Source organism: Hyphomicrobium denitrificans ATCC 51888 (genome assembly GCF_000143145.1).
In the GTDB taxonomy this organism is placed as follows: domain Bacteria; phylum Pseudomonadota; class Alphaproteobacteria; order Rhizobiales; family Hyphomicrobiaceae; genus Hyphomicrobium_B; species Hyphomicrobium_B denitrificans.
Genome location: NC_014313.1, coordinates 2,158,830 through 2,179,986 on the forward strand (window position 1 = coordinate 2,158,830; position 21,157 = coordinate 2,179,986).

18 protein-coding genes are annotated in these 21,157 nt (G+C 61.8%); 6 read left to right on the forward strand and 12 right to left on the reverse strand.

The genetic code is table 11. From position 1 onward, the window contains the following. Positions 1-70 precede the first annotated feature (70 nt). A complete protein-coding gene (locus HDEN_RS10395; RefSeq protein WP_245256614.1) occupies positions 71-340 on the reverse strand; it encodes a hypothetical protein in 270 nt (89 codons plus the stop codon). Between the two features lie 310 nt (positions 341-650). Between HDEN_RS10395 and HDEN_RS10400 the strand changes: the two genes are divergently transcribed. Next, complete coding sequence (locus HDEN_RS10400) at positions 651-1,481, forward strand: DUF2147 domain-containing protein (protein ID WP_013216067.1); 831 nt, start codon at positions 651-653, stop codon at positions 1,479-1,481. A 121-nt stretch (positions 1,482-1,602) separates the two neighbouring features. On the opposite strand, the gene pqqA is transcribed toward HDEN_RS10400, so the two are convergent. Then, the gene (gene pqqA, locus HDEN_RS10405; protein WP_015598411.1) at positions 1,603-1,692 is read right to left on the reverse strand and encodes a pyrroloquinoline quinone precursor peptide PqqA; all 90 of its coding nucleotides are present in this window, start codon (positions 1,690-1,692) and stop codon (positions 1,603-1,605) included. A gap of 195 nt (positions 1,693-1,887) precedes the next feature. Between pqqA and HDEN_RS10410 the strand changes: the two genes are divergently transcribed. After that, positions 1,888-2,124 (forward strand): BolA/IbaG family iron-sulfur metabolism protein, encoded by a 237-nt coding sequence (locus HDEN_RS10410; protein ID WP_013216069.1) that lies wholly within the window; start codon positions 1,888-1,890, stop codon positions 2,122-2,124. Positions 2,125-2,201: 77 nt separating this feature from the next. Next, positions 2,202-2,546 (forward strand): Grx4 family monothiol glutaredoxin, encoded by a 345-nt coding sequence (gene grxD, locus HDEN_RS10415; protein WP_013216070.1) that lies wholly within the window; start codon positions 2,202-2,204, stop codon positions 2,544-2,546. A 78-nt stretch (positions 2,547-2,624) separates the two neighbouring features. On the opposite strand, the gene HDEN_RS10420 is transcribed toward grxD, so the two are convergent. The 3 genes from HDEN_RS10420 to HDEN_RS10430 form a co-directional block, all read right to left on the reverse strand. Then, positions 2,625-5,780 carry an efflux RND transporter permease subunit gene (locus tag HDEN_RS10420; RefSeq protein WP_013216071.1) on the reverse strand — a complete coding sequence of 1,052 codons (3,156 nt, stop codon included), beginning with the start codon at positions 5,778-5,780 and terminating at the stop codon, positions 2,625-2,627. Further along, positions 5,777-7,003, reverse strand: coding sequence for an efflux RND transporter periplasmic adaptor subunit (locus HDEN_RS10425; protein ID WP_013216072.1), 1,227 nt, complete (start codon positions 7,001-7,003; stop codon positions 5,777-5,779). Before HDEN_RS10425 ends, HDEN_RS10420 begins: the two co-directional genes overlap by 4 nt. Positions 7,004-7,223: 220 nt before the next feature. Beyond that, entirely contained in the window at positions 7,224-7,574 is a 351-nt protein-coding gene (locus tag HDEN_RS10430) for a hypothetical protein (RefSeq protein ID WP_013216073.1), read from the reverse strand. Between the two features lie 221 nt (positions 7,575-7,795). Between HDEN_RS10430 and HDEN_RS10435 the strand changes: the two genes are divergently transcribed. Then, the gene (locus HDEN_RS10435; RefSeq protein WP_013216074.1) at positions 7,796-8,881 is read left to right on the forward strand and encodes a paraquat-inducible protein A; all 1,086 of its coding nucleotides are present in this window, start codon (positions 7,796-7,798) and stop codon (positions 8,879-8,881) included. A gap of 74 nt (positions 8,882-8,955) precedes the next feature. Here the strand turns inward: HDEN_RS10435 and HDEN_RS10440 are convergent, their stop codons facing one another. The 4 genes from HDEN_RS10440 to HDEN_RS17990 all read right to left on the reverse strand — a co-directional run bounded on the left by HDEN_RS10440 (position 8,956) and on the right by HDEN_RS17990 (position 13,833). Beyond that, a complete protein-coding gene (locus HDEN_RS10440) occupies positions 8,956-10,671 on the reverse strand; it encodes an MFS transporter (RefSeq protein WP_013216075.1) in 1,716 nt (571 codons plus the stop codon). Positions 10,672-10,928: 257 nt separating this feature from the next. Then, complete coding sequence (gene rpsD / locus HDEN_RS10445; RefSeq protein WP_013216076.1) at positions 10,929-11,546, reverse strand: 30S ribosomal protein S4; 618 nt, start codon at positions 11,544-11,546, stop codon at positions 10,929-10,931. A gap of 211 nt (positions 11,547-11,757) precedes the next feature. Then, positions 11,758-12,405: a hypothetical protein gene (locus HDEN_RS10450; RefSeq protein WP_013216077.1), complete on the reverse strand. Its 648-nt coding sequence runs from the start codon at positions 12,403-12,405 to the stop codon at positions 11,758-11,760. 135 nt (positions 12,406-12,540) lie between these two features. After that, positions 12,541-13,833 carry an RNA methyltransferase gene (locus HDEN_RS17990; protein ID WP_013216078.1) on the reverse strand — a complete coding sequence of 431 codons (1,293 nt, stop codon included), beginning with the start codon at positions 13,831-13,833 and terminating at the stop codon, positions 12,541-12,543. Positions 13,834-14,092: 259 nt separating this feature from the next. Between HDEN_RS17990 and HDEN_RS10460 the strand changes: the two genes are divergently transcribed. Then, the gene (locus HDEN_RS10460) at positions 14,093-15,313 is read left to right on the forward strand and encodes an NADP-dependent isocitrate dehydrogenase (protein WP_013216079.1); all 1,221 of its coding nucleotides are present in this window, start codon (positions 14,093-14,095) and stop codon (positions 15,311-15,313) included. Positions 15,314-15,347: 34 nt separating this feature from the next. Then, positions 15,348-15,956, forward strand: coding sequence for a class I SAM-dependent DNA methyltransferase (locus tag HDEN_RS10465; protein ID WP_013216080.1), 609 nt, complete (start codon positions 15,348-15,350; stop codon positions 15,954-15,956). A 159-nt stretch (positions 15,957-16,115) separates the two neighbouring features. Here HDEN_RS10465 and HDEN_RS10470 read toward each other — a convergent pair whose 3' ends face one another. From HDEN_RS10470 to recA, 3 genes are all read right to left on the reverse strand, one after another. Beyond that, positions 16,116-16,601 (reverse strand): hypothetical protein, encoded by a 486-nt coding sequence (locus HDEN_RS10470; RefSeq protein ID WP_013216081.1) that lies wholly within the window; start codon positions 16,599-16,601, stop codon positions 16,116-16,118. Between the two features lie 235 nt (positions 16,602-16,836). After that, the gene (gene alaS / locus HDEN_RS10475; RefSeq protein WP_013216082.1) at positions 16,837-19,530 is read right to left on the reverse strand and encodes an alanine--tRNA ligase; all 2,694 of its coding nucleotides are present in this window, start codon (positions 19,528-19,530) and stop codon (positions 16,837-16,839) included. A gap of 454 nt (positions 19,531-19,984) precedes the next feature. After that, positions 19,985-21,118: a recombinase RecA gene (recA, locus tag HDEN_RS10480; protein ID WP_013216083.1), complete on the reverse strand. Its 1,134-nt coding sequence runs from the start codon at positions 21,116-21,118 to the stop codon at positions 19,985-19,987. Positions 21,119-21,157 lie beyond the last annotated feature (39 nt).

The following is a 21,157-nucleotide window of genomic DNA, read 5'->3' on the forward strand; positions in this document are numbered from 1 at the left end:
AGGGAACGCGCCTGCGCTTCCTCTTGATCGATGTTTCGAAATTGATGGCTCTATCCGAGTAGGTCTTGCGTCACTTACGCGCGCCGGGATTGTCCATCATTTCCTTGCTGGAAATTGAACCGCTGTCCGGTTTGGCATTCGGCGTTGCCGTCATGCCTTTGGTATCGCTGTTTACGCCGGGCTGATTTTGCATCTGGCGCTCGGTAAGGCTGCCGGAATCGGGTTTTGCCGTGGCATTTGCGGTATTTCCGCCCATCGTGCCGGGATGGTCGTGCATGGCTTTTGCCGTAATGCTGCCGTTGTCATCGGCAAATGCGATTGATGTCGACAGGACAAGCATCGTCGCTGCCAGAAATGGCTTCATCATGGAACGTCTCCGTATGAACTAAGTTGAAAATCGTCGGCGTGAGATGAAAGGGAGCACTCGAATGTCGTCCCCGAACTCACAGGGGTGTCTACGGCGAGTGATTTGCGTTCGTTTCACCCGTCACGAAATTCATTCGAAATTTTTCTTCGATCAATCAGGAGCGCTTCCTTAACGCTCTTCGTGCGGACCAAGGCGCCATCGCGCTTCGCACCTGTTCCTTCCGAAACAGCGCCCTCAGGCGAGAGCAACCATAGCAATCGGAACACCATAGAAGGATCGTGTCATGCGCCGAGTTGAAATCATCGCATCCGCATTTGCCGTTTCGAGCCTGCTGCCGATCGTGTCTGTAAGCGCTGCTTCCGCTGCCGATCCGACAGGCATCTGGATCAACGACACCGGCCGCGGCGCCATCGAGATCAAGGCGTGCGGCAACGCGCTTTGCGGCAACGTCGTGTGGGTGAAGGACACCGGCGACGCGAAAGGTTGCGGCAAGCAGATCATCGGCAACGTCGTGCCGACGGGGGGCGGGCTTTGGGACAACGGCTGGATCTATTCGCCGGAGAAGGGCCGCAAATATAATGTCGAGCTGAAACCGCTCGCCAACGGCACGCTGCGCGTCACGGGTTATGCCGGCATGCGCTTCCTGTCGAAGACGATGATCTGGACGCGCGCGCCTGCCGATCTGCAGCTCTGCGGTCAGCCGGATACTGAGATCGAAGCGAAGTCCGGACAGCCTGCCGAGACGAAGCCTGACTCCGATTCGAAGGTTGCGGTCGTCACGCCGCCGCCTGCTCCGGCCCCTGCGCCGTCGATCACGCCTGCGGATAAATCCGATGCAGGGCCGGCGGTAAGCGATAAGCCTGCGCCGCAATCGAGCCCCAATGCGAACGAAGCTGCGAAACCGAAAGGCGAGCCGCCTGCCGCGACGAACGACGCCAAGCCTAAGCCTTCGCAGCAAAACGAAGAGACTGCATCAGCGGATGAAGTGACGCCCTCCGAGCTTGGAGACAAGCTCAATGACCTCGGCATGGGCAAAGTATTCACGAAAACGAAGTCGGGAAAATGCAAGCTTGATTTGCCGTGGGTCAAGCTCACGCTCAATTGCGAGCAGTAGCCTGCAGGGCGCGCAATATCGGGAGAGAGCGTTTGCCGCCTGATAGCGGCTCATGTTCTCAGGCAATAAAAAAACGCGGTGGCAGAAACTGCCACCGCGTCAAATTCGGAGATGATCGTCCTTAGATGAGGTCGATCTCGGCCGGAAGGTACGAGGTAACTTCGAGGCCGACTTCCTGCTCGCGAACGGCAGGCTTTGTCCAGGTCTTCATGATGTCCTCCATCAGACTGCAAGAGCTTCCGCTCCATGACCATCAACGTAAGCCCTTCGGCCGATAACGTCCAATCGCAATCGCGTGAGAATTTGATCAGAAACTCTTATCATCACCCTTGCCTCCGCTGATGCGACACGGCATAGATTCCGTGACCGCGTCTAAGCGCAAACAGCTATCTTCCGGAGACTGCGAATGCCGATGCCCGCCCCTGAGATCGAGCGGCTGATCAAAGCCCGATTTCCCGATGCCCAAATTGAACTTCGGGACCTTGCCGGTGACAACGACCACTGGGCCGCCCACGTCGTATCCGCGGCGTTCAAAGGCAAAAGCCGCGTCCAGCAGCACCAGATGGTCTACGACGCGCTCGGCGGGCGCATGGGCGATGTGCTCCATGCCCTGCAACTCACAACCGCAGTGTCGGCTGATTGACTTCGCCGGGCGTCTCGCCCACATCTCGCTTCAAAGGGCGCCGAGATTGGCTGTCCCGAACATTAGGAACCAACGTCATGGCCTCTGATCCCGTCCAGCAAAAAATCGCCGATACCATCGCCAGCAACGATGTCGTGCTGTTCATGAAAGGCTCGAAGCAGTTTCCGCAGTGCGGATTCTCGGCGACGGCCGTGAAGATTCTCGAGCATCTCGGCGTGCAGTTTAAGGATGTGAACGTGCTCGACGATCAGGGCGTCCGCGACGGCATCAAGTCGTTCTCGAACTGGCCGACCATTCCGCAGCTTTACGTCAAGGGCGAATTCGTCGGCGGCTGCGATATCATGCGCGAGATGTATTCGGCCGGTGAGCTGCACGATCTGATCTGCTCGAAGGGCATCCCGCACGCGCATCATCACGCCTGACGCTTCAAGCGTTCAGCGCAAAGAAATAAGGCGGGCCGTTTCCGGTCCGCCTTTTTTGTTGTCCGGTTTCCTGCCGCCTCAAGCGTGCGGCGGAGCGACAGCGGCGGGCGCTGCTTTGCCCTTGCGCGATTTCCGCCATTCCTCGAAGCGCTGAATAACGACGAACATCGACGGCACGAAGATCACCGCGAGGCAGGTCGAAGCGATCATGCCGCTGAACACGGTGATACCGATCGACTTTCGCGCCGATGCGCCGGCGCCTGTCGCGAGCACAAGCGGCGCGACGCCGAGAATGAACGCGAACGACGTCATCAGGATCGGCCGGAACCGGGCCCTCGCCGCTTCGACGGCCGAGTCCATGATGGACTTGCCTTCGGCGCGAAGCTCGCGCGCGACTTCGACGATCAGAATGGCGTTCTTCGCAGAAAGCGCGATGAGCAGCACGAGGCCGATCTGGACGTAGAGGTTGTTGTCGATCCTCAGCCCGAGCATGACGCCGACGGGACCGATCAGCGACAACGGCACGGCGAACAGCACCGCGAGCGGCGTGTACCAGCTCTCATATTGTCCGGCGAGCACGAGATAGACGAGCAGCATCGCCAGCGCGAAGACGTAATAGATCTGGCCGCCGACGAGCTTTTCCTGGAACGACAGCGCCGTCCACGACGAGCCGACGCCGGGCGGCAGCGTTTTCGCTGCGATGTCGTCCATCAGCTGCATCGTGTCGCCGGAGGAGAATCCCTTCGCCGGAACGCCGACGATGGAGGCCGACGGATAGAGGTTATAAAGGCTGATCAGCGACGGCCCGACGATCGGCGTGATCGTGAGCACGGTGCCGAGCGGGACCATGTCGCCGTTCTGGTTGCGAACCTTGAGGTTCAGAACCTCGTCCGGTGTCATGCGGAATCCGGCATCGCCCTGAACGTAGATCTGGAAGACGCGACCGAACTTGTTGAACTGGTCGACGTAGCTCGAACCGAGATAGGTCGCGAGCGTCTGGAAGACCTGATCCGTCGTCAGCAGCAGCGTCTGTACCTTCTCGCGGTCGATCGTGACCTTGTATTGCGGAGCCGAGGCACGGAACGGCGTCGAGGCGCGCTGGATGGCCGACTGCGTGCTCGCCGCCTGCACAACCGCGTTCGTCGAATTTTCGAGCTTGCCGAGATCAAAGCTGCCATCGCGCAGCTCGATCTGCATCGTGAAGCCGCCGGCATTGCCGATGCCCTGAATGGGCGGCGGCGGCAGCACCATGACACTGCCGTCGGTGACGGCCGACATTTTCGCATTGAGGCCGGTATAGAGCGACAGCAGGTCCTCGCCCTTGCCGCGTTCAGCCCAGTCCTTCAGCATGATGTAGGCGACGCCCGCGTTGGCGAGCGAGGCGCTGTTGTCGAGCGGCGAGATGCCGGCAATCGTGATGACGCGCTCGACGCCGGGAACGGCGCGCGCGATCTTTTCCACCTGATCCAGCGATTTCTGCGTGCGCCCGAGAGAGGCGCCGTCGGGCAATTGCACGGCTGCGAGCAAGTAGCCCTGATCCTCGATCGGCAGGAAGCCGGTCGCGACGCGCGTCATGCCGTAGATCGAACCGCCGATGATGGCGGCGGCGATGAGCGCCATCAGCCCACTATGATGCACCATTCTATCGATGAGCCGCGTGTAGCGGCCTTCGAGGCGATCATAGACGGCGTTGAAGCCGCGATAGAAAAAGTTGCGCTGCTCGGGCGGCACCGGACGGCGCAGCCACATGGCGCACTGCGTCGGCTTCAGCGTCGCGGCGTTGACGGCGCTGATCAACGCGGTCGCGGCGATCACGAGCGCGAACTGCGCGTACATCTGGCCGGTGAGCCCCGGCAGGAACGATGCGGGGAGGAACACTGCCATCAGCACCAGCGTGATGCCGATGATCGGGCCCATCAAGGCGTTCATTGCGGCGATCGATGCGTCGTGGCCGGACATGCCCTTTTCGATATTGTGCGCCGCGCCTTCGACGACGACGATCGCGTCGTCGACGACGATGCCGATGGCGAGCACGATCGCGAACAGCGTCGACAGGTTGATCGAGAAGCCCATCGCCGCCATGGCCGCGAACGCGCCGATGATCGTCACCGGCACAGTCGTCGCGGGCACGAGCATGGCGCGCCAATCCTGCAGGAAGACGAGGATGACGATCAGCACCAGGATCGCGGCTTCGAACAGCGTTTTATAAACTTCGTCGATGGCCTGCTGGACGAAGATCGTCGTGTCGAAGGGGATCGTGTACTCGACGCCCTCGGGAAACTCCTTCGCCAGCGCCTGCATCTTGGTATTCACTTCCTTGGCAACATCGAGCGCGTTGGCGCCCGGTGTCTGGAAGATCGCAAGACCGGCGGCCTGCTGGCCATTGAGATTGAAAATCTGCGCATAGGTTTGCGCGCCAAGCTCGACGCGGCCGACGTCGCGCAATCGCGTCAGGTCGCCGTTCGTGCCGGTCTTGACGACGACATTGGCGAACTGGCTGGCATCATCGAAGCGGCTCGAAACGTCGAGCGTGTATTGGAACGATTGATCGCCTGCCACGGGCGGCATGCCGATCTGTCCGGCCGTCACCTGCTCGCTCTGCTGCTGCAGCGCATTGATGACGTCCTGCGCGTTAAGACTGCGCGCCTGCATTTTCTCCGGATCGAGCCAGACGCGCATCGAGTACTGGCCAGCGCCGAAGACGTTGACGTTGCCGACACCAGGCAGGCGCGAAATCTCGTCCTTCAGGCGGATGGTCGCGTAGTTACTAAGATAGAGGCTGTCGAACTTGTTGTTCGGCGAGGTCAGCGTCACGATCTGCAGGATCGACGTCGACTTCTTCTGCACGACGACGCCCTGCACCTGCACCGATTGCGGTAGAGACGCCATCGCAGCCGACACGCGGTTCTGCACGAGAATTTGCGCGTTGTTGAGGTCGGTGCCGATATCGAACGTGACCGTCAGCGTATAGGTGCCGTCGGACGCCGCGTACGACTGCATGTAGATCATGTTCTCGACGCCGTTCACCTGCTGCTCGATCGGCAGTGCGACGGTATCGATGACGGTGCGGGCGTTGGCGCCCGGATAGCGCGTCGTCACCTGGACGGTCGGGGGAACGACGTTGGGATATTGCGCGACCGGCAGGCGAAGCACGGAGACCGCACCGATCACGACCATCAAAATCGCGATGACGTTCGCGAGGACGGGACGCTCGATAAAAAATTTCGAGATCATGGCGCGGTTTCCGCTGGCGGCGCGATCGTCTTGGCAACAGGGTCGATCTTCTGGCCGGGTATGACCGACATCAGGCCGGAGATGACGACGCGATCATCCGGCTGCAGGCCCTTGTCGATGACGCGGAGGTCGCCGACCTGCTGGCCGAGCACGACCTTGCGCTGCTCGAGGTCGTTGTCTTTGTTGGCGACGAGGACATAGCGTCCGCTCTGGTCGCTGCCGACGACGCGGTCCGGCACGAGAAGCATGTTCGGCTGTTCGGCGCGCGGAACGCGCACGCGCACGAAATATCCAGGTAGAAGCGAGCGATTTTCGTTCGGCAGCACGCCGCGCACCAGCAGCGTGCCGGTCGCCGCGGTAATCGTCGGCGCGGCATAGTCAAGCGTGCCCTTGTGCGGATAGCCCTGCTCGCTTTGCAGGCCGACCTCGATCGGGATTTTCTTCATGTCTTCACGCGTCAGACCCTGGGCGCGCATGCTGGAGCGGATGTCCTGCACGTCGGTTTCGCTGATGGCGAAGTTCACGTAAATCGGATTGAGCTGCACGATGGTCGCGAGCGTCGTCGGGCCGCCGGCGCCGACAAGCTGACCGAGCGAAACTTCGCGCGCCGTCACGATCCCGTCGAAGGGAGCTTTGACTTCCGTGTAGCTGAGGTTGAGCTTGGCCTGCTCGATATCGACCTCGGACTGAGTCTGCTTGGCGATGGCCGCGTCCTTGGAGGCTGTCGCCTGATCGAGGGTCGCCTGGCTCGCGATGTTCTTGGCGGCGAGATCGACCTGACGCGCGTAGTCGGCTTCAGCCTTCTTCGTGTCGGCTTGCGCGCTCGCCTGACCGGCCTCGGCCTGCTCGAGCGAGAGCTGATAAGGCTTCTGTTCGATGACGAACAGCACGTCGCCGGCTTTGACCAGATCGCCGTCGTTGTATTTGATCGCCTGAATGAATCCCTGGACGCGGGCGACGAGCGTCGTCGTGTTCACCGCTGCCGTGTTGCCCGTCGCTTCGAGATAGCGCGTGACGGTCTTCTTCAATGGCTGGGCGACTTCGATCTTCGGCGGCGGCGGCGGCACGAATGCATTTTTTTCACCGCATGCCGCGAGCGTCAGGACGCCCACTAATGCGCATGCCGCTGGAATTCCTGTCATTGGCCGGAACAGCCGGGCTACCGCCGACTTCTGTTGCACGCCAGCGTCTGCCGATGCTCGCGTTTCAGTATCGCCACTCATTGAGAGCCTGCCGAGGTTGTGAGCGAAATACGACGTGCCGAGACCATCGCAAGTTATGTCATTTCCGAGATATCGTACAGATCGCGCACTCGCGCCGGCTGGAAATGATTCATGCGACTGCCCTCGCGCACCCGCGAAGCAGCAAACACGCAGGATGTGAAGATTCCGTAGCGGCGGGTGATTTTGAGCCGATGAAACGCCGCCAGAATTGGCCGTGCAGCTACATTTGCCCCGGACCGGCCGCGAAAGTCGGGCTGGCGTTGGGATCACCCCTGAAGGCGTAGTCGATTTCGGCGGGCGGCTCGGTCTGGCCACGACGGCCGCTATAGTCGCCCCATCCTCGTTCGCCCGTGGCTTTGGTGCTGCGCCGAGCGCTGGCGCTTCCCGTCTCGATCGGAGTTGCAGCAACCGTCCTTGCGTTTGACGGTCCGTTCCAAATCGCGCTCTGCGGCGCCAGGGTTTCGCTGGAGCAGGCTGCCAGGAGCAGCGTCGCGCATTTGAGCAGCGTCAGGCGTCCGCCCTTCGCCACGCGCCGAATGGATCGCAGGTTCTTCAAAGCCCGGAAGCTCACCGATGACGCCCTCGCATGCTCCCGCCCCCTATAGCGGAGTTCGGCCTGCAGGTGGAAGCGAAGTTACCACGCATGGCGCAGAGTTGCGGGTCTGCGAGGAGCGCGCGCCGCCGTCGCGAAATGTTCCCCGGCTTACAGCGCCGCCGTCCTAATTTATGCTCAATGCCGTTGTTGCATTCGAACAGCATCTCCGGGCGGTGCGGTTTTCGGCGAGACCAGCCATGCGGCTAAGCGGACGACGGTTCTTTCTGTCGCTTACGATCCTGACGGCCAGCGTCTGTCTCGCGCTCGGGATCACGCTGCCGATCTTGAAGCTCACGAGCTTCACGTTCTGGACGACGGAGCATTCGCTGATCTCGACGGTGCAGGTTCTGCTGCGCGACGGGCAGACGTTCCTCGGTTTGATCGTCGTCGTATTCTCGATCCTGCTGCCGATCACGAAGCTGCTTTATCTGCTGCTCGTCTCGACGCTGCCGCCCGCGGAGATCGTGCGCCATCATCAGCGGCTGCGGGCGCTCGAATGGCTCGGCAAATGGTCGATGCATGACGTGCTCGTGCTGGCGCTCACGATCTTCTTCATCAAGAGCCAGGGCGTCTACGACGCGTCGAGCCTCAACGGCGTCTACTTCTTCACGGCGGCCGTCATCCTGATGATCCTGTCGTATGCCTGGATCAGGACGGACGGCATGGCGGCGGCGCCGGAACTCGTGCCCGTTTTGCCGGAGCCCGACGTCGGGGCGACCCAGCGCTCGCACGGCTGGCGGAATTTCGCGCTGAGCTTCCTGATCATTCTCGCGACGGTTTTTTTCGCGCTTGGCATCATCATGCCGACGATCCGCTTCACGACGATCTACGTCTGGACGAACGAACATTCGATCCTGACGATCATGTACGCGCTGTTCGAGAACGAGGAATATTTTCTCGCGGCCGTGGTCTTCGCGGTGTCAGTGTTCTTTCCCTTCCTCAAGCTTTTCTATCTGCTGACGCTCATCACCTCGCACGACATGCCGCCGGACTTCCGCAAGCGTTCGATCGCGACGATGGAGTGGCTCGGGCGCTATTCGATGACCGACGTGATGGTGCTGGCGCTCATGATCTTCTACGTCAATTCGTCGGGCTATACGGAAGCGACCGTGCTGCCTGGCGTCTATTTCTTCGCCGCGTCCGCGATGATGACGATGCTGGCCTATGGCTGGGCGAACGTCGACCGGCCGACGTTGCGGCGGCGGCCAGCCGGAAGCGGGCCGGCGATGTCGGGCGATCCGCGTGTCACCATCGCGCGCGATCATGGGCGGCGACACGCCTGACTAAAAAGGCCGCTATTCAAGCGGCCTTTTCATGAACGTACGTCCCACGAGCCTACACAGCGGCTTGGCGCTCATCAGATCGTGTGGATGTCGCGATCCTTGGTTTCCGGAATGAACAGGAAGCCGATGACGGCCGTCGCCGCGGCGACGACGATCGGGTACCAGAGGCCGTAGTAGATATCGCCCGTTGCGGCCACCATGGCGAATGCTGTGGCCGGCAGAAGGCCCCCGAACCAGCCGTTACCGATGTGATAGGGCAGCGACATCGATGTGTAGCGGATCTTGGTCGGGAATAGTTCGACCAGCGCCGCCGCGATCGGCCCGTACACCATCGTCACATAGAGCACCAGGATGAACAGGATGCCGACGACCGTCGCCGCCTGACTGCGGAAGATGTCGAAAGGATGGGCCAGCTTCACGATGCCGGGATCATTCGCCTGCGGATAACCGGCTTCGTTGATCGCTTGCGAGCCGACAGTCACTTTGTCCTTCGGATCGCCGACGGCCGTCTCCAGATCGGTGGCCGGAACTTCCTTGTCTCCGATCACGACTTTTGCCGGTTGACCGGCGGGGCCTGCCTCGGTCGAATACTTCACCGATGCCTTCGACAGCCAGTCGCGGGCTTTATCGCAATTGGTCGTGTACTTGCGCGTGCCGACCGGATTGAACAGCGAACCGCATTCGGCCGGATCGGCAACGACCTTCACCTGCACGGTTTCGATCGCATGCGCGAGCGCCGGATTGGCCGTCTCGGCGAGAAGCTTGAAGAGCGGGAAGTACGTCAGCGCCGCGATCAGGCAGCCTGCGAGGATGACCGGCTTGCGGCCGATCTTGTCCGACAGCCAGCCAAAGAACACGAAGAACAGCGTGCCGAACAGCAACGACCAGGCGATCAGAAGGTTCGCCGAATAGCCGTCGACCTTGAGAATGCTCTGCAGGAAGAACAGCGCGTAGAACTGGCCAGTGTACCAGACGACGCCCTGACCGGCGACGAGGCCGAGCAGCGCCAGCAGCACATACTTGTTGTTCGGATAATGGAAGAAGCTTTCGGTCAGCGGCGCCTTGGAGCCCTTGCCCTCCTCCTTCATTTTCTTGAAGGCGGGCGATTCCGATAGCGACAGACGAATCCAGACCGAGATTCCGAGCAGAAGAATCGAAACCAGGAACGGAATGCGCCAGCCCCATTCCTTGAACGCGTCCTCGCCGACGATCGTACGAACCGCGAGAATAACGATGAGCGAGAGGAACAACCCGAGAGTCGCGGTCGTCTGAATCCAGCTCGTATACATACCGCGCCGGCCGGACGGCGCGTGCTCGGCGACATACGTCGCGGCGCCGCCGTACTCGCCGCCGAGCGCCAAGCCCTGCAGCAGACGCAGCCCGATCAGAATGATCGGAGCGGCAATGCCGATCGACGTCGCGCTCGGCAGCAGGCCGACGACGAACGTCGACAGGCCCATGATCAGGATCGTTACGAGAAACGTATTTTTGCGGCCGACAAGATCGCCGATGCGGCCGAAGATGATGGCGCCGAACGGGCGGACGATGAAGCCGGCTGCGAACGCCAGCAGCGCGAAGATGTTGCGCGTGGATTCATTGTAGATGAAGGCGCCGGACGGATCTTTCAGCGAGAAGAACTGCGCGGCGATGATGGTCGCTAGAGAGCCGTAGAGATAGAAGTCGTACCATTCGAAGACCGTGCCGAGCGAGGATGCGAATATCACGCGACGTTCCTCGCGCGAGATGCCCCTCCGCCGGTCTGACGAAGTTATCGGTTCTATTGGCGTCATGCGCGCCCCCCTTCAGCTTTCAGCTTTGTTATTCTCAACTCTAAGCTGAAGGACGTGTGCGAAGCGAATGACTGTTGCAGATAAATATATTCTGCTTTCGGCTAATGGCGCGTCTTCTGCAACGCAAAAAAGCCGGCGACGTGCGCCGGCTTTGCATTTTTAGTTGCGCATGGCGACTCCGCTTCGCGGAGCCGGCCGAAGTTTTGATGCGCATGGCGACTCGCGTTCCGCGAGCCGGCCGCCATGCGTGAGCGAAATTAGCGCGAATAGAATTCGACGACGAGGTTCGGTTCCATCTGAACCGGATAGGGCACGTCCGAAAGCGCCGGGATGCGCGTCAAAGCCGCCGTCATCTTGTTGTGGTCGGCGTTGACGTAGTCCGGCACGTCGCGTTCAGCGCTCTTGATGGCTTCAAGAACCAGCGCGAGCTGCTTCGCCTTTTCCGTCACTTCGATGACGTCGCCGATGCGCAGGCGGTAGCTCGGAATGGTGACGCGCTTGCCGTTGACGGTGACGTGACCGTGGCTGACGAACTGGCGCGCGGCGAACACGGTCGGCACGAACTTGGCGCGGTAGACCAACGCGTCGAGGCGGCGCTCGAGCAGGCCGATCAGAAGTTCCGAGGTCGAGCCCTTGAGGCGCGAAGCTTCGTCATAAGCGGCGCGGAACTGGCGCTCGGAGATCGAGCCGTAATAGCCTTTGAGCTTCTGCTTGGCCTTGAGCTGCTGGCCGAAGTCGGACAGCTTGCCCGAACGGCGCTCGCCATGCTGGCCGGGACGGCTTTCACGACGGTTGAGCGGGCTCTTCGGGCGGCCCCAGATGTTCTCGCCAAGGCGGCGGTCGATCTTATGCTTGGCGCGAATGCGCTTAGTCATCTTCTAGCACTCCATGAGTTGAGACCCCGCAGGCCGAAATGACCGGCGCGGCCGTGTGGAGCGCCCCCTCCTCTACCCTCATTCGAGGGCTGACAGGCATGGACCTTCTACAGTCCCGCCACGGGTGCGCGGAAATCAAACGCGGGCCCGAAGGCCCGCGCGGGTTGGTTGATAGAGGCGGTCGGCCGTCTCGTCAACGGCCTATTCGCCGCTAGTTCTTCTCGACCGTCGTGCCGCCCGCGACCGAGCCGGTGGCCGTGGGGGCTCCCTGCTGGGGCTGGCCTGGCTGGGCTGGGGGTTTACCGGCGACCGCACTCACCGGCGGGCTCGCCTCGACGTAAGCCGTGATCAGCTCCTTAACCTTCTTTTTCTGCTCGTCGGTGCACGACTGCGCCGACTCCTTCTTCTCGTCGACGACGACTTCCTTGTCGCCCTGCTTCTCGACGAGACGGATGCGGCCGGTTAGCAGCATGACCGTCGTGAGGTGGAGCTGGCTGATGTAGACCATCTGCTGCGGCGTCCACTTCTTCTTGAACTCTTCGCGGCGCATGAGCGCGCGGTGGTTCAGAATCTGGTCGTCGCGCAAATCGCAGATCTGGGCGTGCGCCGACAGACGGCCGGCCTTGATGACCTCGCGCGCCACATCCAGCGGAACAACGACCTGATCCTTCTTCGTCTTGTCGATGACGATGACAGAGCCGTCCGGCTTGGAAAACTGCTGAGGCGTCAGCGACCAAGCGTATTCCATGAACGATTTGACCGCGTGTTCACTCAAGTCCTGAGCGCTTGCTGACGTCACACTCCCTGCAAGCGTCAGCGCAGCAACGCCCGCCAACACCACCCCCGCCTTAATATTCATCAACATCTCCAGTTGAGCCTGAATTTCTTTTCCGGTTTCCGTCGAAAGCCGTCCGACGCGGCGTCTCGCAAGCCACGTTGCATATCGCCAGTATGCCTTTTCCCTTGGCATCGCTCAGCCCAAAACATGTCCAGATCAAGGCGTCGCACTTGGGCCTTTTCGGGCCTTGCCTTTGCCCTGTGCGAGCGTGGCAACTATGCCACGAAGGGTCCGAACTTCCTGTTCCGTGGCGTTCATTCGTGTCAGCAGCGTGCGCAGGTTTTGTGACACGACCGTTTTGCGATGGGCGGGGTTGAAAAAGCCGTTTGCCTCGAGTTCCCGCTCCAAATGTTCAAACAGACCAATGAGTTCCTCCTTGGTCGCGGGGCGGTCGCGGCCCATGTATAGACCTTCGTTCAAGGGCTTCTCATAGGTTGTGACGCGGCCGAGACTGCGACCGGCGTCGCTGCGCATCCATTCGTAACCGAGAAGCAGCACTGCCTGTGCGAGGTTGAGAGACGCGAAGCGCGAATTCACCGGAATCATGATCAGCGCGTCGGCATTCGCGACCTCGCCGGTTTCGAGACCATTGCGCTCGCGCCCGAAAAGAATTCCGCAGCGTTCACCGCGCGCGATCCGGGCGCGGGCTTCCGCGATCGCCTGCTCGGGCGTCAGGACTGGCTTGCGCATATCCCGCTGGCGAGCAGTTGTAGCGGCGATCCAGTTCAAATCCGCGATGCTGTCCTCGAGTTTCTCGAAGGGGCGGGCATCGTCGATCACGTAGTTGGCGCCGGAGGCCGCGATGCGCGCCTTTTCGTTCGGCCAGCCATCGCGCGGATTGACGAGGCGGAGATCGTCGAGCCCGAAATTGGCGCAGGCGCGCGCCACCATGCCGATGTTGTCGGCGAGCTGCGGCTCCATCAGGATGACCGACGGCGTCTCGCCTTCCCCGGCGACCGGCTCGCCCTTCATATGCGCCCGGCGCAGGCCGTGGCGGAGCTTGCGGATGACGCGGCGCGCCCAGAACCAGTAATTCTCGCCCGACCACTGCTTGGCGAGGGACTCGAGGCACGGCGTCGCGATCGTCTCGGTGCCTTCGCCTTTCAGACGCACGCGTCCGTCGCCGACGACGATCTCTTTTTTGCTCAGGATGAATTGATCGAGCGTCTCGATGCCCTGCACTTCGGTGCGGCGCTTGCAGCCGGGGCACGTCACCTGATCTTCGATGCACTTGAGGCTGGCGCAGTACTGCAGCACTGGCTCCAGCGTCTGGCGCGTCAGTCCGGGAATGGCGAGCGTTTCGAGGCCCTGATCGATCGAGACCGCATGACAGGCGTGCACGACTTCGGCGACGCGCGTCTCGCGAGGTCCGAGCACGGGTTCGCCGCCCGCGCCGATGCGCACATCGACGTTCGTATCACGGTTGTCGGTCTCAGTCCCGGCGTTCAAATCCGTCTCCGTTTCGCACGCGATCCCGCAGCGGCCGCCGCAGTCATACTATAGACGCGCACTGAAGGGTCCCTAGCTTGGAACATTGCTAAACAAATGAGCAGCGCTTGCCCAGCCTTTGGTCTAAGCCCCGGAGGGCTTGATCCCGCTCGCGAACTGCCGCACGACTGCGGCGAAGGTACGCTTCATCGGTGCGCCGGGGACCTTTAAGGTCCGGCCCACTCCCCCACCCTCCATTTTCGCTTGCGAGATCATCCCCATGAACAAGATCAAGGTTGAAGGCACCGTCGTCGAGCTCGACGGCGACGAGATGACCCGCATCATCTGGAAGCTGATCAAGGACAAGCTCATTCACCCGTACCTCGATCTCAACATCGAGTACTACGACCTTGGCGTCGAGAACCGCGATCAGACCGACGATCAGGTGACGATCGACGCAGGCAACGCGATCAAGACCCATGGCGTCGGCATCAAGTGCGCGACGATCACGCCGGACGAAGCACGCGTCAAGGAATTCAATCTCAAGGAGATGTGGAAGAGCCCCAACGGCACCGTCCGCAACATCCTCGGCGGCGTCATCTTCCGTGAGCCGATCATCTGCACGAATGTGCCGCGCCTCGTGCCGGGCTGGACGCAGCCGATCGTCGTCGGCCGTCATGCCTACGGCGACATCTACCGCGCCACCGATTTCAAATTTCCCGGCAAGGGCAAGCTGACGATCAAGTTCACCGGCGACGACGGCGCGGTGATCGAAAAGGAAGTCTTCAACGCGCCAGGCTCCGGCATCGCCATGGCGATGTACAATCTCGATGACTCGATCCGCGATTTCGCACGCGCGTCGTTGAATTACGGGCTCGCACGAAATTATCCCGTCTATCTCTCGACCAAGAACACGATCGCCAAAGTCTATGACGGGCGCTTCAAGGACATTTTCCAGGAAATCTTTGACGCGGAATTCAAGGATGAATTCGCAAAGCGCAAGATCACCTACGAGCACCGCCTAATCGACGACATGGTGGCGAGCGCGCTCAAGTGGTCGGGCGGCTACGTCTGGGCCTGCAAGAACTACGACGGCGACGTGCAGTCCGATACCGTCGCGCAAGGCTTCGGCTCCCTCGGCCTCATGACGAGCGTGCTGATGACACCCGATGGCAAGACCGTCGAAGCGGAAGCCGCGCATGGCACAGTCACGCGCCATTACCGCGAGCATCAGAAGGGCAAGGAAACGTCGACGAACTCGATCGCCTCGATTTTCGCGTGGACGCGCGGTCTCGCGCATCGCGCCAAGCTTGACGGCAACGAGCCGCTGGCAAACTTCTGCAAGACGCTCGAAAAGGTGTGCATCTCGACGGTTGAATCCGGGTTCATGACGAAAGACCTAGCGCTGCTCGTCGGCCCGGATCAGAAATGGCTGTCGACCACCGGCTTCCTCGACAAGGTCGACGAGAACCTGAAAGCGGCGATGGGCGCGAAAGCATAAACGCGCCGCGACGATCGATGATGCGAGGCTTCGCATGACGGACAGCGAGGCGGATCGCATCATCGGGCTTTACGAACGGCACGCGCACCTCTGGGACGCGGAACGATCCCGCAATCTACCCGAACGCGCTTGGTTGCAGCGCTTCGAAGCGTTGCTGCCCAAGGGCGGCTCGGTCCTCGACATCGGCTGCGGAGCGGGCGAGCCTATTGCGGGCTATTTCGCGCGAGCGGGCTACCAGGTTCATGGTGTCGACTCGTCGCCCGCGATGATCGAACGCTGCCGGGCGCGTTTTCCTGACAGCACATGGGACGTCGCGGACATGCGCACGTTGTCCCTCGGGCGAACGTTCGACGGCCTGCTCGCGTGGGACAGTTTCTTTCATCTGACGCGGGACGATCAGCGCCGCATGTTTGCGATTTTTCGCGCGCACGCGGCGCCTCATGCCGCTCTGATGTTCACCAGCGGGCCGAGCGATGGCGTGGCAATGGGGACCTTCGGCGGCGAACCGCTCTACCATTCCAGTCTCGCACCGGACGCCTATCGCGCGTTGCTCGCCGACAACGGCTTCGAGGTCGTCGCCAACGTGTTTGACGATCCGCAGACCGGCGGGCACAGCATCTGGCTTGCGAGGAAGAGTCTTTAGATTGCGCGTGGAGTCTTTGTTTTGCGCGTGGCGACTCCGCTTCGCGGAGCCGGCCGCCACGCGCGGGTCGAATTCGCGCCTTCCGCGAGCCGGCCGAGTTTTGGATTGCGCATGGCGACTCGCGTTCCGCGAGCCGGCCGCCATGCGTGAGCGAACGCGCTATTTCTTCTGGGCAGCGATCTGCTGATCGACTTCGGCCTGCATCTTGGCGGTCATGACGTTGAAGTCGTTCTTCAGCGTGGCGCAGGCGTCCTTTTCGCCATCGCAAACCACGGCCATCGTGATGACGAGGTTATCGCCCTGCTGCACGGGTTTGCGGCAGATGGCTGCCGGGTAAGCGGGATGCCCTTTCACCGTGAACGTGTACATCACGGAGGCGTTCTTATCGTCGTCGCTGTAGGCGATGTACTGATCGCTTTTGTAGACCTGCTTCAGATCGGACTTCGCCGAATACCGGTCGATCAGCTCTTGAGCCTTCGCGGTCGGATCACCGCAAAATCCCTCCGCCGCCGTGACCGTCGGACCGGCTTTGGGCATCGGCGTCGGCGCGAGCTTGACGACTGGATCGTTGGCGAGCGCCGGAAGCGTTAACGCCAGAACAGACGCGGCCGAAACGACAAAACCCAAGGCACGGAAGCGATGCATTTGCGAGTATCCCAGCAGGAAGTTTGCCGGGCTATATACCCAAACTTCCCGACCGTCACTCGTGAATTCCCGGCAAGGTTATGTTTCGCAGCCTGCCACCTCCGGCAATTCGGGGTGAACCGCGAGCGTCGTGGCAATCAGACATCGAAACGCGAGACCGCGTTCGTTGCGCACAGCGTGGATGGCCGCCTGCGCGGCCATGACGAGCGAGAAGGCGTCGCGTCTACGATGCGCGTCAGCCTGCAAGGCGGGCTTCGATGGCTTTCAGTGCGTCGCCGGCTTTGGCTCCGTCGGGGCCGCCCGCCTGCGCCATGTCGGGACGGCCGCCGCCGCCCTTGCCTCCGAGCGCTTCGGCTCCCGCCTTCACAAGATCGACGGCGCTCCACGACTTGACGAGGTCTTCCGTCACGCCGACCGCGAGACCGGCTTTGCCGTCTTCCGTCACGCCGACGATCGCGACGATGCCGGAGCCGACCTGCTTCTTGCCGTCGTCGATCAGGCCACGCAGATCCTTCGGGTTGAGACCCTGCACGGTGCGCGCGAGCAGCTTGACGTTGCCGATGCTGCGGATGGCATCCGCGCCGTCAGATGCGCCGTTGACGCCGCCACCGAGCGCCAGCTTCCGCTTGGCGTCGGCCAACTGCTTTTCGAGAACCTTGCGTTCTTCGACAAGATGCTTCAGCCGCTCGATCAGGTCCTCGGGACGCGTCTTCAGTACGCTCGCGGCTTCGCGCACGCGCGCGTCCTGTTCATCGAGGTAGGCGCGCGCGCCCTCGCCCGTCAGCGCTTCGATGCGGCGAACGCCTGCGGCACTGCCGCTTTCGGCCACGACGCGCACGAGCCCGATATCTCCGGTGCGCGTGACATGCGTGCCGCCGCAGAGTTCGACGGACCATGCTTTGTTGGCGCCGGGGCGCGTCGATCCCATCGAGACGACGCGCACTTCATCGCCGTATTTTTCTCCGAACAGCGCCATCGCGCCGGACGCGCGGGCTTCGTCGAGCGCCATCAAGCGCGTCACGACAGGCGTGTTTTCGAGCAGCACGGCATTCGCCATGTCCTCGACGGCTTTGATTTCTTCGGCCGACATCGGCTTCGTATGCGAGAAGTCGAAGCGCAGGCGATCGGGCGAAACCAGCGAGCCCTTCTGCGCGACGTGCGTGCCGAGCACTTGCCGCAGCGCTTCATGCAGCAGATGCGTCGCGGAATGATTGGCGCGCGTTGCCGTGCGACGGGCGTGATCGACTTCGATCTCGACGGCATCGCCGGCCGTGAAGCTGCCAGCCTCGACCTTGCCGAAATGCACGAACAGATCGCCGAGTTTTTTCTGCGTGTCGGTCACGCGGAAGAGCGCGCCCTTCGCGCCCTTGATGACGCCCTGGTCGCCGACCTGGCCGCCGCTTTCGCCATAGAACGGCGTCTGGTTGAGGATGAGCGCGCCTTCGTCGCCCGCCTTCAATGTATCGGCGTCCTTGCCGTTCGCGACCAGCGCCGCGACGATGCCTTCCGCGGTCTCGGTGTCGTAGCCGAGGAACTCGCTGGCGCCGACCTTGTCCTTGATCTCGAACCACAGGCCTTCTGTCGCCGCTTCGCCCGAGCCCTTCCAGGCGGCCTTGGCGGCATCCTTCTGCTTTTTCATCGCGGCGTCGAAGGCGTTGGTGTCGACGGAAATTCCGCGCGGCTTCAGCGCGTCTTCGGTCAGATCGAGCGGGAAGCCGAAGGTGTCGTAGAGCTTGAACGCGACGTCGCCGGGGAAGACGGCGCCCTTCTTGATGCTTGCGGAGCTTTCGCCCAGGAGCTTCAGGCCGTTGTCGAGCGTGCGCTTGAATTTCGTTTCTTCGAGCTTCAGCGTTTCGGTGATGAGCGGCTGCGCGCGCACGAGTTCGGGATAGGCGTCGCCCATTTCGCGGACCAGCGACGGCACGAGCAGATGCATCAACGGATCGTGGCAGCCCATCTGGTGCGCGTAACGCATGGCACGGCGCATGATGCGGCGGAGGACGTAGCCGCGGCCTTCGTTCGAGGGCAGCACGCCGTCGGCGATCAGGAAGCTCGTCGAGCGCAGGTGATCGGCGATGACGCGGCGGGCGACGTTCAGGAACTCGGGGCTTGCGTCGCCGCCCGTCTCCTTGGCGCCGGTCTTGGCGGCTTCCTGGCGGATCGACTGGATGAGGTTTTCGAACAGGTCGATCTCGTAGTTGTCGTGCTTGCCCTGGAGCACGGCCGCGACGCGCTCGAGGCCCATGCCGGTGTCGATCGAGGGGCGCGGGAGATCGATGCGATCGCCGGGAGCGCGCTGCTCGAATTGCATGAACACGAGATTCCAGATCTCGATGAAGCGGTCGCCTTCCGAGTCCGGCGAGCCCGGCGGGCCGCCCGGAATTTTATCGCCGTGGTCGAAGAAGATTTCCGAGCACGGGCCGCAGGGGCCGGTGTCGCCCATCTGCCAGAAGTTGTCGCTCGAGGCGATGCGGATGATGCGGTCGTCGGAGAAGCCCGTGACCTTCTTCCAGATTTTATAAGCGTCGTCGTCGGTGTGATAGATCGTGACGAGCAGGCGCTTGGCGTCGAGGCCGAAATCCTTGGTCAGCAGGTTCCAGGCCAACTCGATGGCGCGGTCCTTGAAGTAGTCGCCAAAGGAAAAGTTGCCGAGCATCTCGAAAAACGTGTGGTGGCGCGCGGTGTAGCCGACATTGTCGAGGTCGTTGTGCTTGCCGCCGGCGCGAACGCACTTTTGCGACGACGCGGCGCGCGGGATGGCCCGCGTTTCCTGCCCGGTGAAGACGTTCTTGAACTGCACCATGCCGGCATTGGTGAACATCAGCGTCGGGTCGTTGCGCGGCACGAGCGGCGACGACGGCACGACCTCGTGACCGTTCTTGGCGAAGTAGTCGAGAAACGAAGAGCGGATTGCGCTGACGCCAGCCATGTGTGCCTTCAAGCCTTATTCGCGGACATAACCGCCCGGACCGAAGCGTCCCTGGAACGGTTCAAGGCCGCCGTTGTAGCGGCGGCCCTGGAGAGTGTCCAGAAACGGAAGGTGAGACGGAAAGGCCGGTCTCACGGCACGGGATGGCGACTCCGTCCGCCACGAATATTGCAGGCCCTGTCTCCGTCATGCCCGCGAAGGCGGGCATCCGTCCGAGCATCCGACAAACCGCAAGGCATCGGCTTGGGCAGATCCCGGCCTGCGCCGGGATGACGGTTGTATAGTGGGCGCACTCCCTTCCGTCATTCTCGGCTGAGCGCAGGCGAAAACCTGGAATCCAGAGTAAGTCTCGTCGAAGGCGCTATAATGAGCCTCCGGCAGTTTTATGCTGGATCCCCGAACGGCTCACGGTTTCGCCGTTCGAGGATGATGATGTTCTCCGACATTCGATTCGTCAGCGCTTGGCCTTGGCGACTTTCTTGGTGTCTTCGTCGGGCAGCACGCCGTCCTCGTCCGGCTCCTCGCCGTCATCCTCACCCGCGTCCGGGTTGACCAGCATCTTCTCGACGATCAATCCGGCATTCGCGCGAATCGAGTTTTCGATCTCGGCGGCAATCTTCGGGTTTTCCTTGAGATACGTCTTGGCGTTCTCACGGCCCTGGCCGATGCGGTCGCCGTTATAGGACATCCAAGCGCCCGATTTCTCGACGATGCCCGCCTTGACGCCCAGGTCGATCAGCTCACCGACTTTCGAGATACCCTCGCCGTACATGATGTCGAATTCGACCTGCTTGAAGGGCGGCGCGACCTTGTTCTTGACGACCTTGACGCGGGTCTGATTGCCGACCGTTTCCTCGCGCTCCTTGATCTGGCCGATGCGGCGGATATCGAGGCGGACGGAGGCGTAGAACTTCAGCGCGTTGCCGCCCGTCGTCGTTTCCGGGTTGCCGAACATGATGCCGATCTTCATGCGGATCTGATTGATGAAAACGACCATGCACTTCGATTTCGAGATCGAGCCGGTCAGTTTGCGCAGCGCCTGGCTCATCAAGCGCGCCTGCAGGCCCGGCAGGCTGTCGCCCATCTCGCCTTCGAGTTCCGCCTTCGGCGTCAGAGCGGCGACCGAGTCGACGACCAGCACGTCGACGGCGCCGGATCTGACGAGCGTATCGGCGATTTCAAGCGCCTGCTCGCCGGTATCGGGCTGCGAAATCAGAAGGTCTTCGATCTTGACGCCGAGCTTCTTGGCGTAGCCCGGATCGATTGCGTGTTCGGCATCGATGAAGGCGCAGATGCCGCCGCGCTTCTGAGCTTCAGCCACGACATGCAGCGCAAGCGTGGTCTTGCCCGAACTTTCGGGACCATAAATCTCGATGATGCGGCCCTTGGGCAGGCCGCCGATGCCGAGGGCGATGTCAAGCCCGAGCGAGCCAGTCGGTATCGCTTCGATATCGACCTTATCATTGGCGCCCAGGCGCATGATCGACCCTTTACCGAAGTTCTTGTCGATCTGTTGAAGCGCGTGTTCGAGCGCCTGCTTCTTATCCATCTTGCCCCCTTCGAGCACAGTCCAATCCGGCCGTTCCATCGTCGTCCCTCAATATGGCAAGCGCCCAGCGCCTTCAAT

Bases quoted from the DNA above. Each gene is read 5' to 3' on its own strand.
- HDEN_RS10395 (WP_245256614.1), bottom strand. From the start codon at position 340: ATGCTTGTCCTGTCGACATCAATCGCATTTGCCGATGACAACGGCAGC.
- HDEN_RS10400 (WP_013216067.1), top strand. From the start codon at position 651: ATGCGCCGAGTTGAAATCATCGCATCCGCATTTGCCGTTTCGAGCCTG.
- pqqA (WP_015598411.1), bottom strand. From the start codon at position 1,692: ATGAAGACCTGGACAAAGCCTGCCGTTCGCGAGCAGGAAGTCGGCCTC.
- HDEN_RS10410 (WP_013216069.1), top strand. From the start codon at position 1,888: ATGCCGATGCCCGCCCCTGAGATCGAGCGGCTGATCAAAGCCCGATTT.
- grxD (WP_013216070.1), top strand. From the start codon at position 2,202: ATGGCCTCTGATCCCGTCCAGCAAAAAATCGCCGATACCATCGCCAGC.
- HDEN_RS10420 (WP_013216071.1), bottom strand. From the start codon at position 5,780: ATGATCTCGAAATTTTTTATCGAGCGTCCCGTCCTCGCGAACGTCATC.
- HDEN_RS10425 (WP_013216072.1), bottom strand. From the start codon at position 7,003: ATGAGTGGCGATACTGAAACGCGAGCATCGGCAGACGCTGGCGTGCAA.
- HDEN_RS10435 (WP_013216074.1), top strand. From the start codon at position 7,796: ATGCGGCTAAGCGGACGACGGTTCTTTCTGTCGCTTACGATCCTGACG.
- HDEN_RS10440 (WP_013216075.1), bottom strand. From the start codon at position 10,671: ATGACGCCAATAGAACCGATAACTTCGTCAGACCGGCGGAGGGGCATC.
- rpsD (WP_013216076.1), bottom strand. From the start codon at position 11,546: ATGACTAAGCGCATTCGCGCCAAGCATAAGATCGACCGCCGCCTTGGC.
- HDEN_RS10450 (WP_013216077.1), bottom strand. From the start codon at position 12,405: ATGAATATTAAGGCGGGGGTGGTGTTGGCGGGCGTTGCTGCGCTGACG.
- HDEN_RS10460 (WP_013216079.1), top strand. From the start codon at position 14,093: ATGAACAAGATCAAGGTTGAAGGCACCGTCGTCGAGCTCGACGGCGAC.
- HDEN_RS10465 (WP_013216080.1), top strand. From the start codon at position 15,348: ATGACGGACAGCGAGGCGGATCGCATCATCGGGCTTTACGAACGGCAC.
- HDEN_RS10470 (WP_013216081.1), bottom strand. From the start codon at position 16,601: ATGCATCGCTTCCGTGCCTTGGGTTTTGTCGTTTCGGCCGCGTCTGTT.
- alaS (WP_013216082.1), bottom strand. From the start codon at position 19,530: ATGGCTGGCGTCAGCGCAATCCGCTCTTCGTTTCTCGACTACTTCGCC.
- recA (WP_013216083.1), bottom strand. From the start codon at position 21,118: ATGGAACGGCCGGATTGGACTGTGCTCGAAGGGGGCAAGATGGATAAG.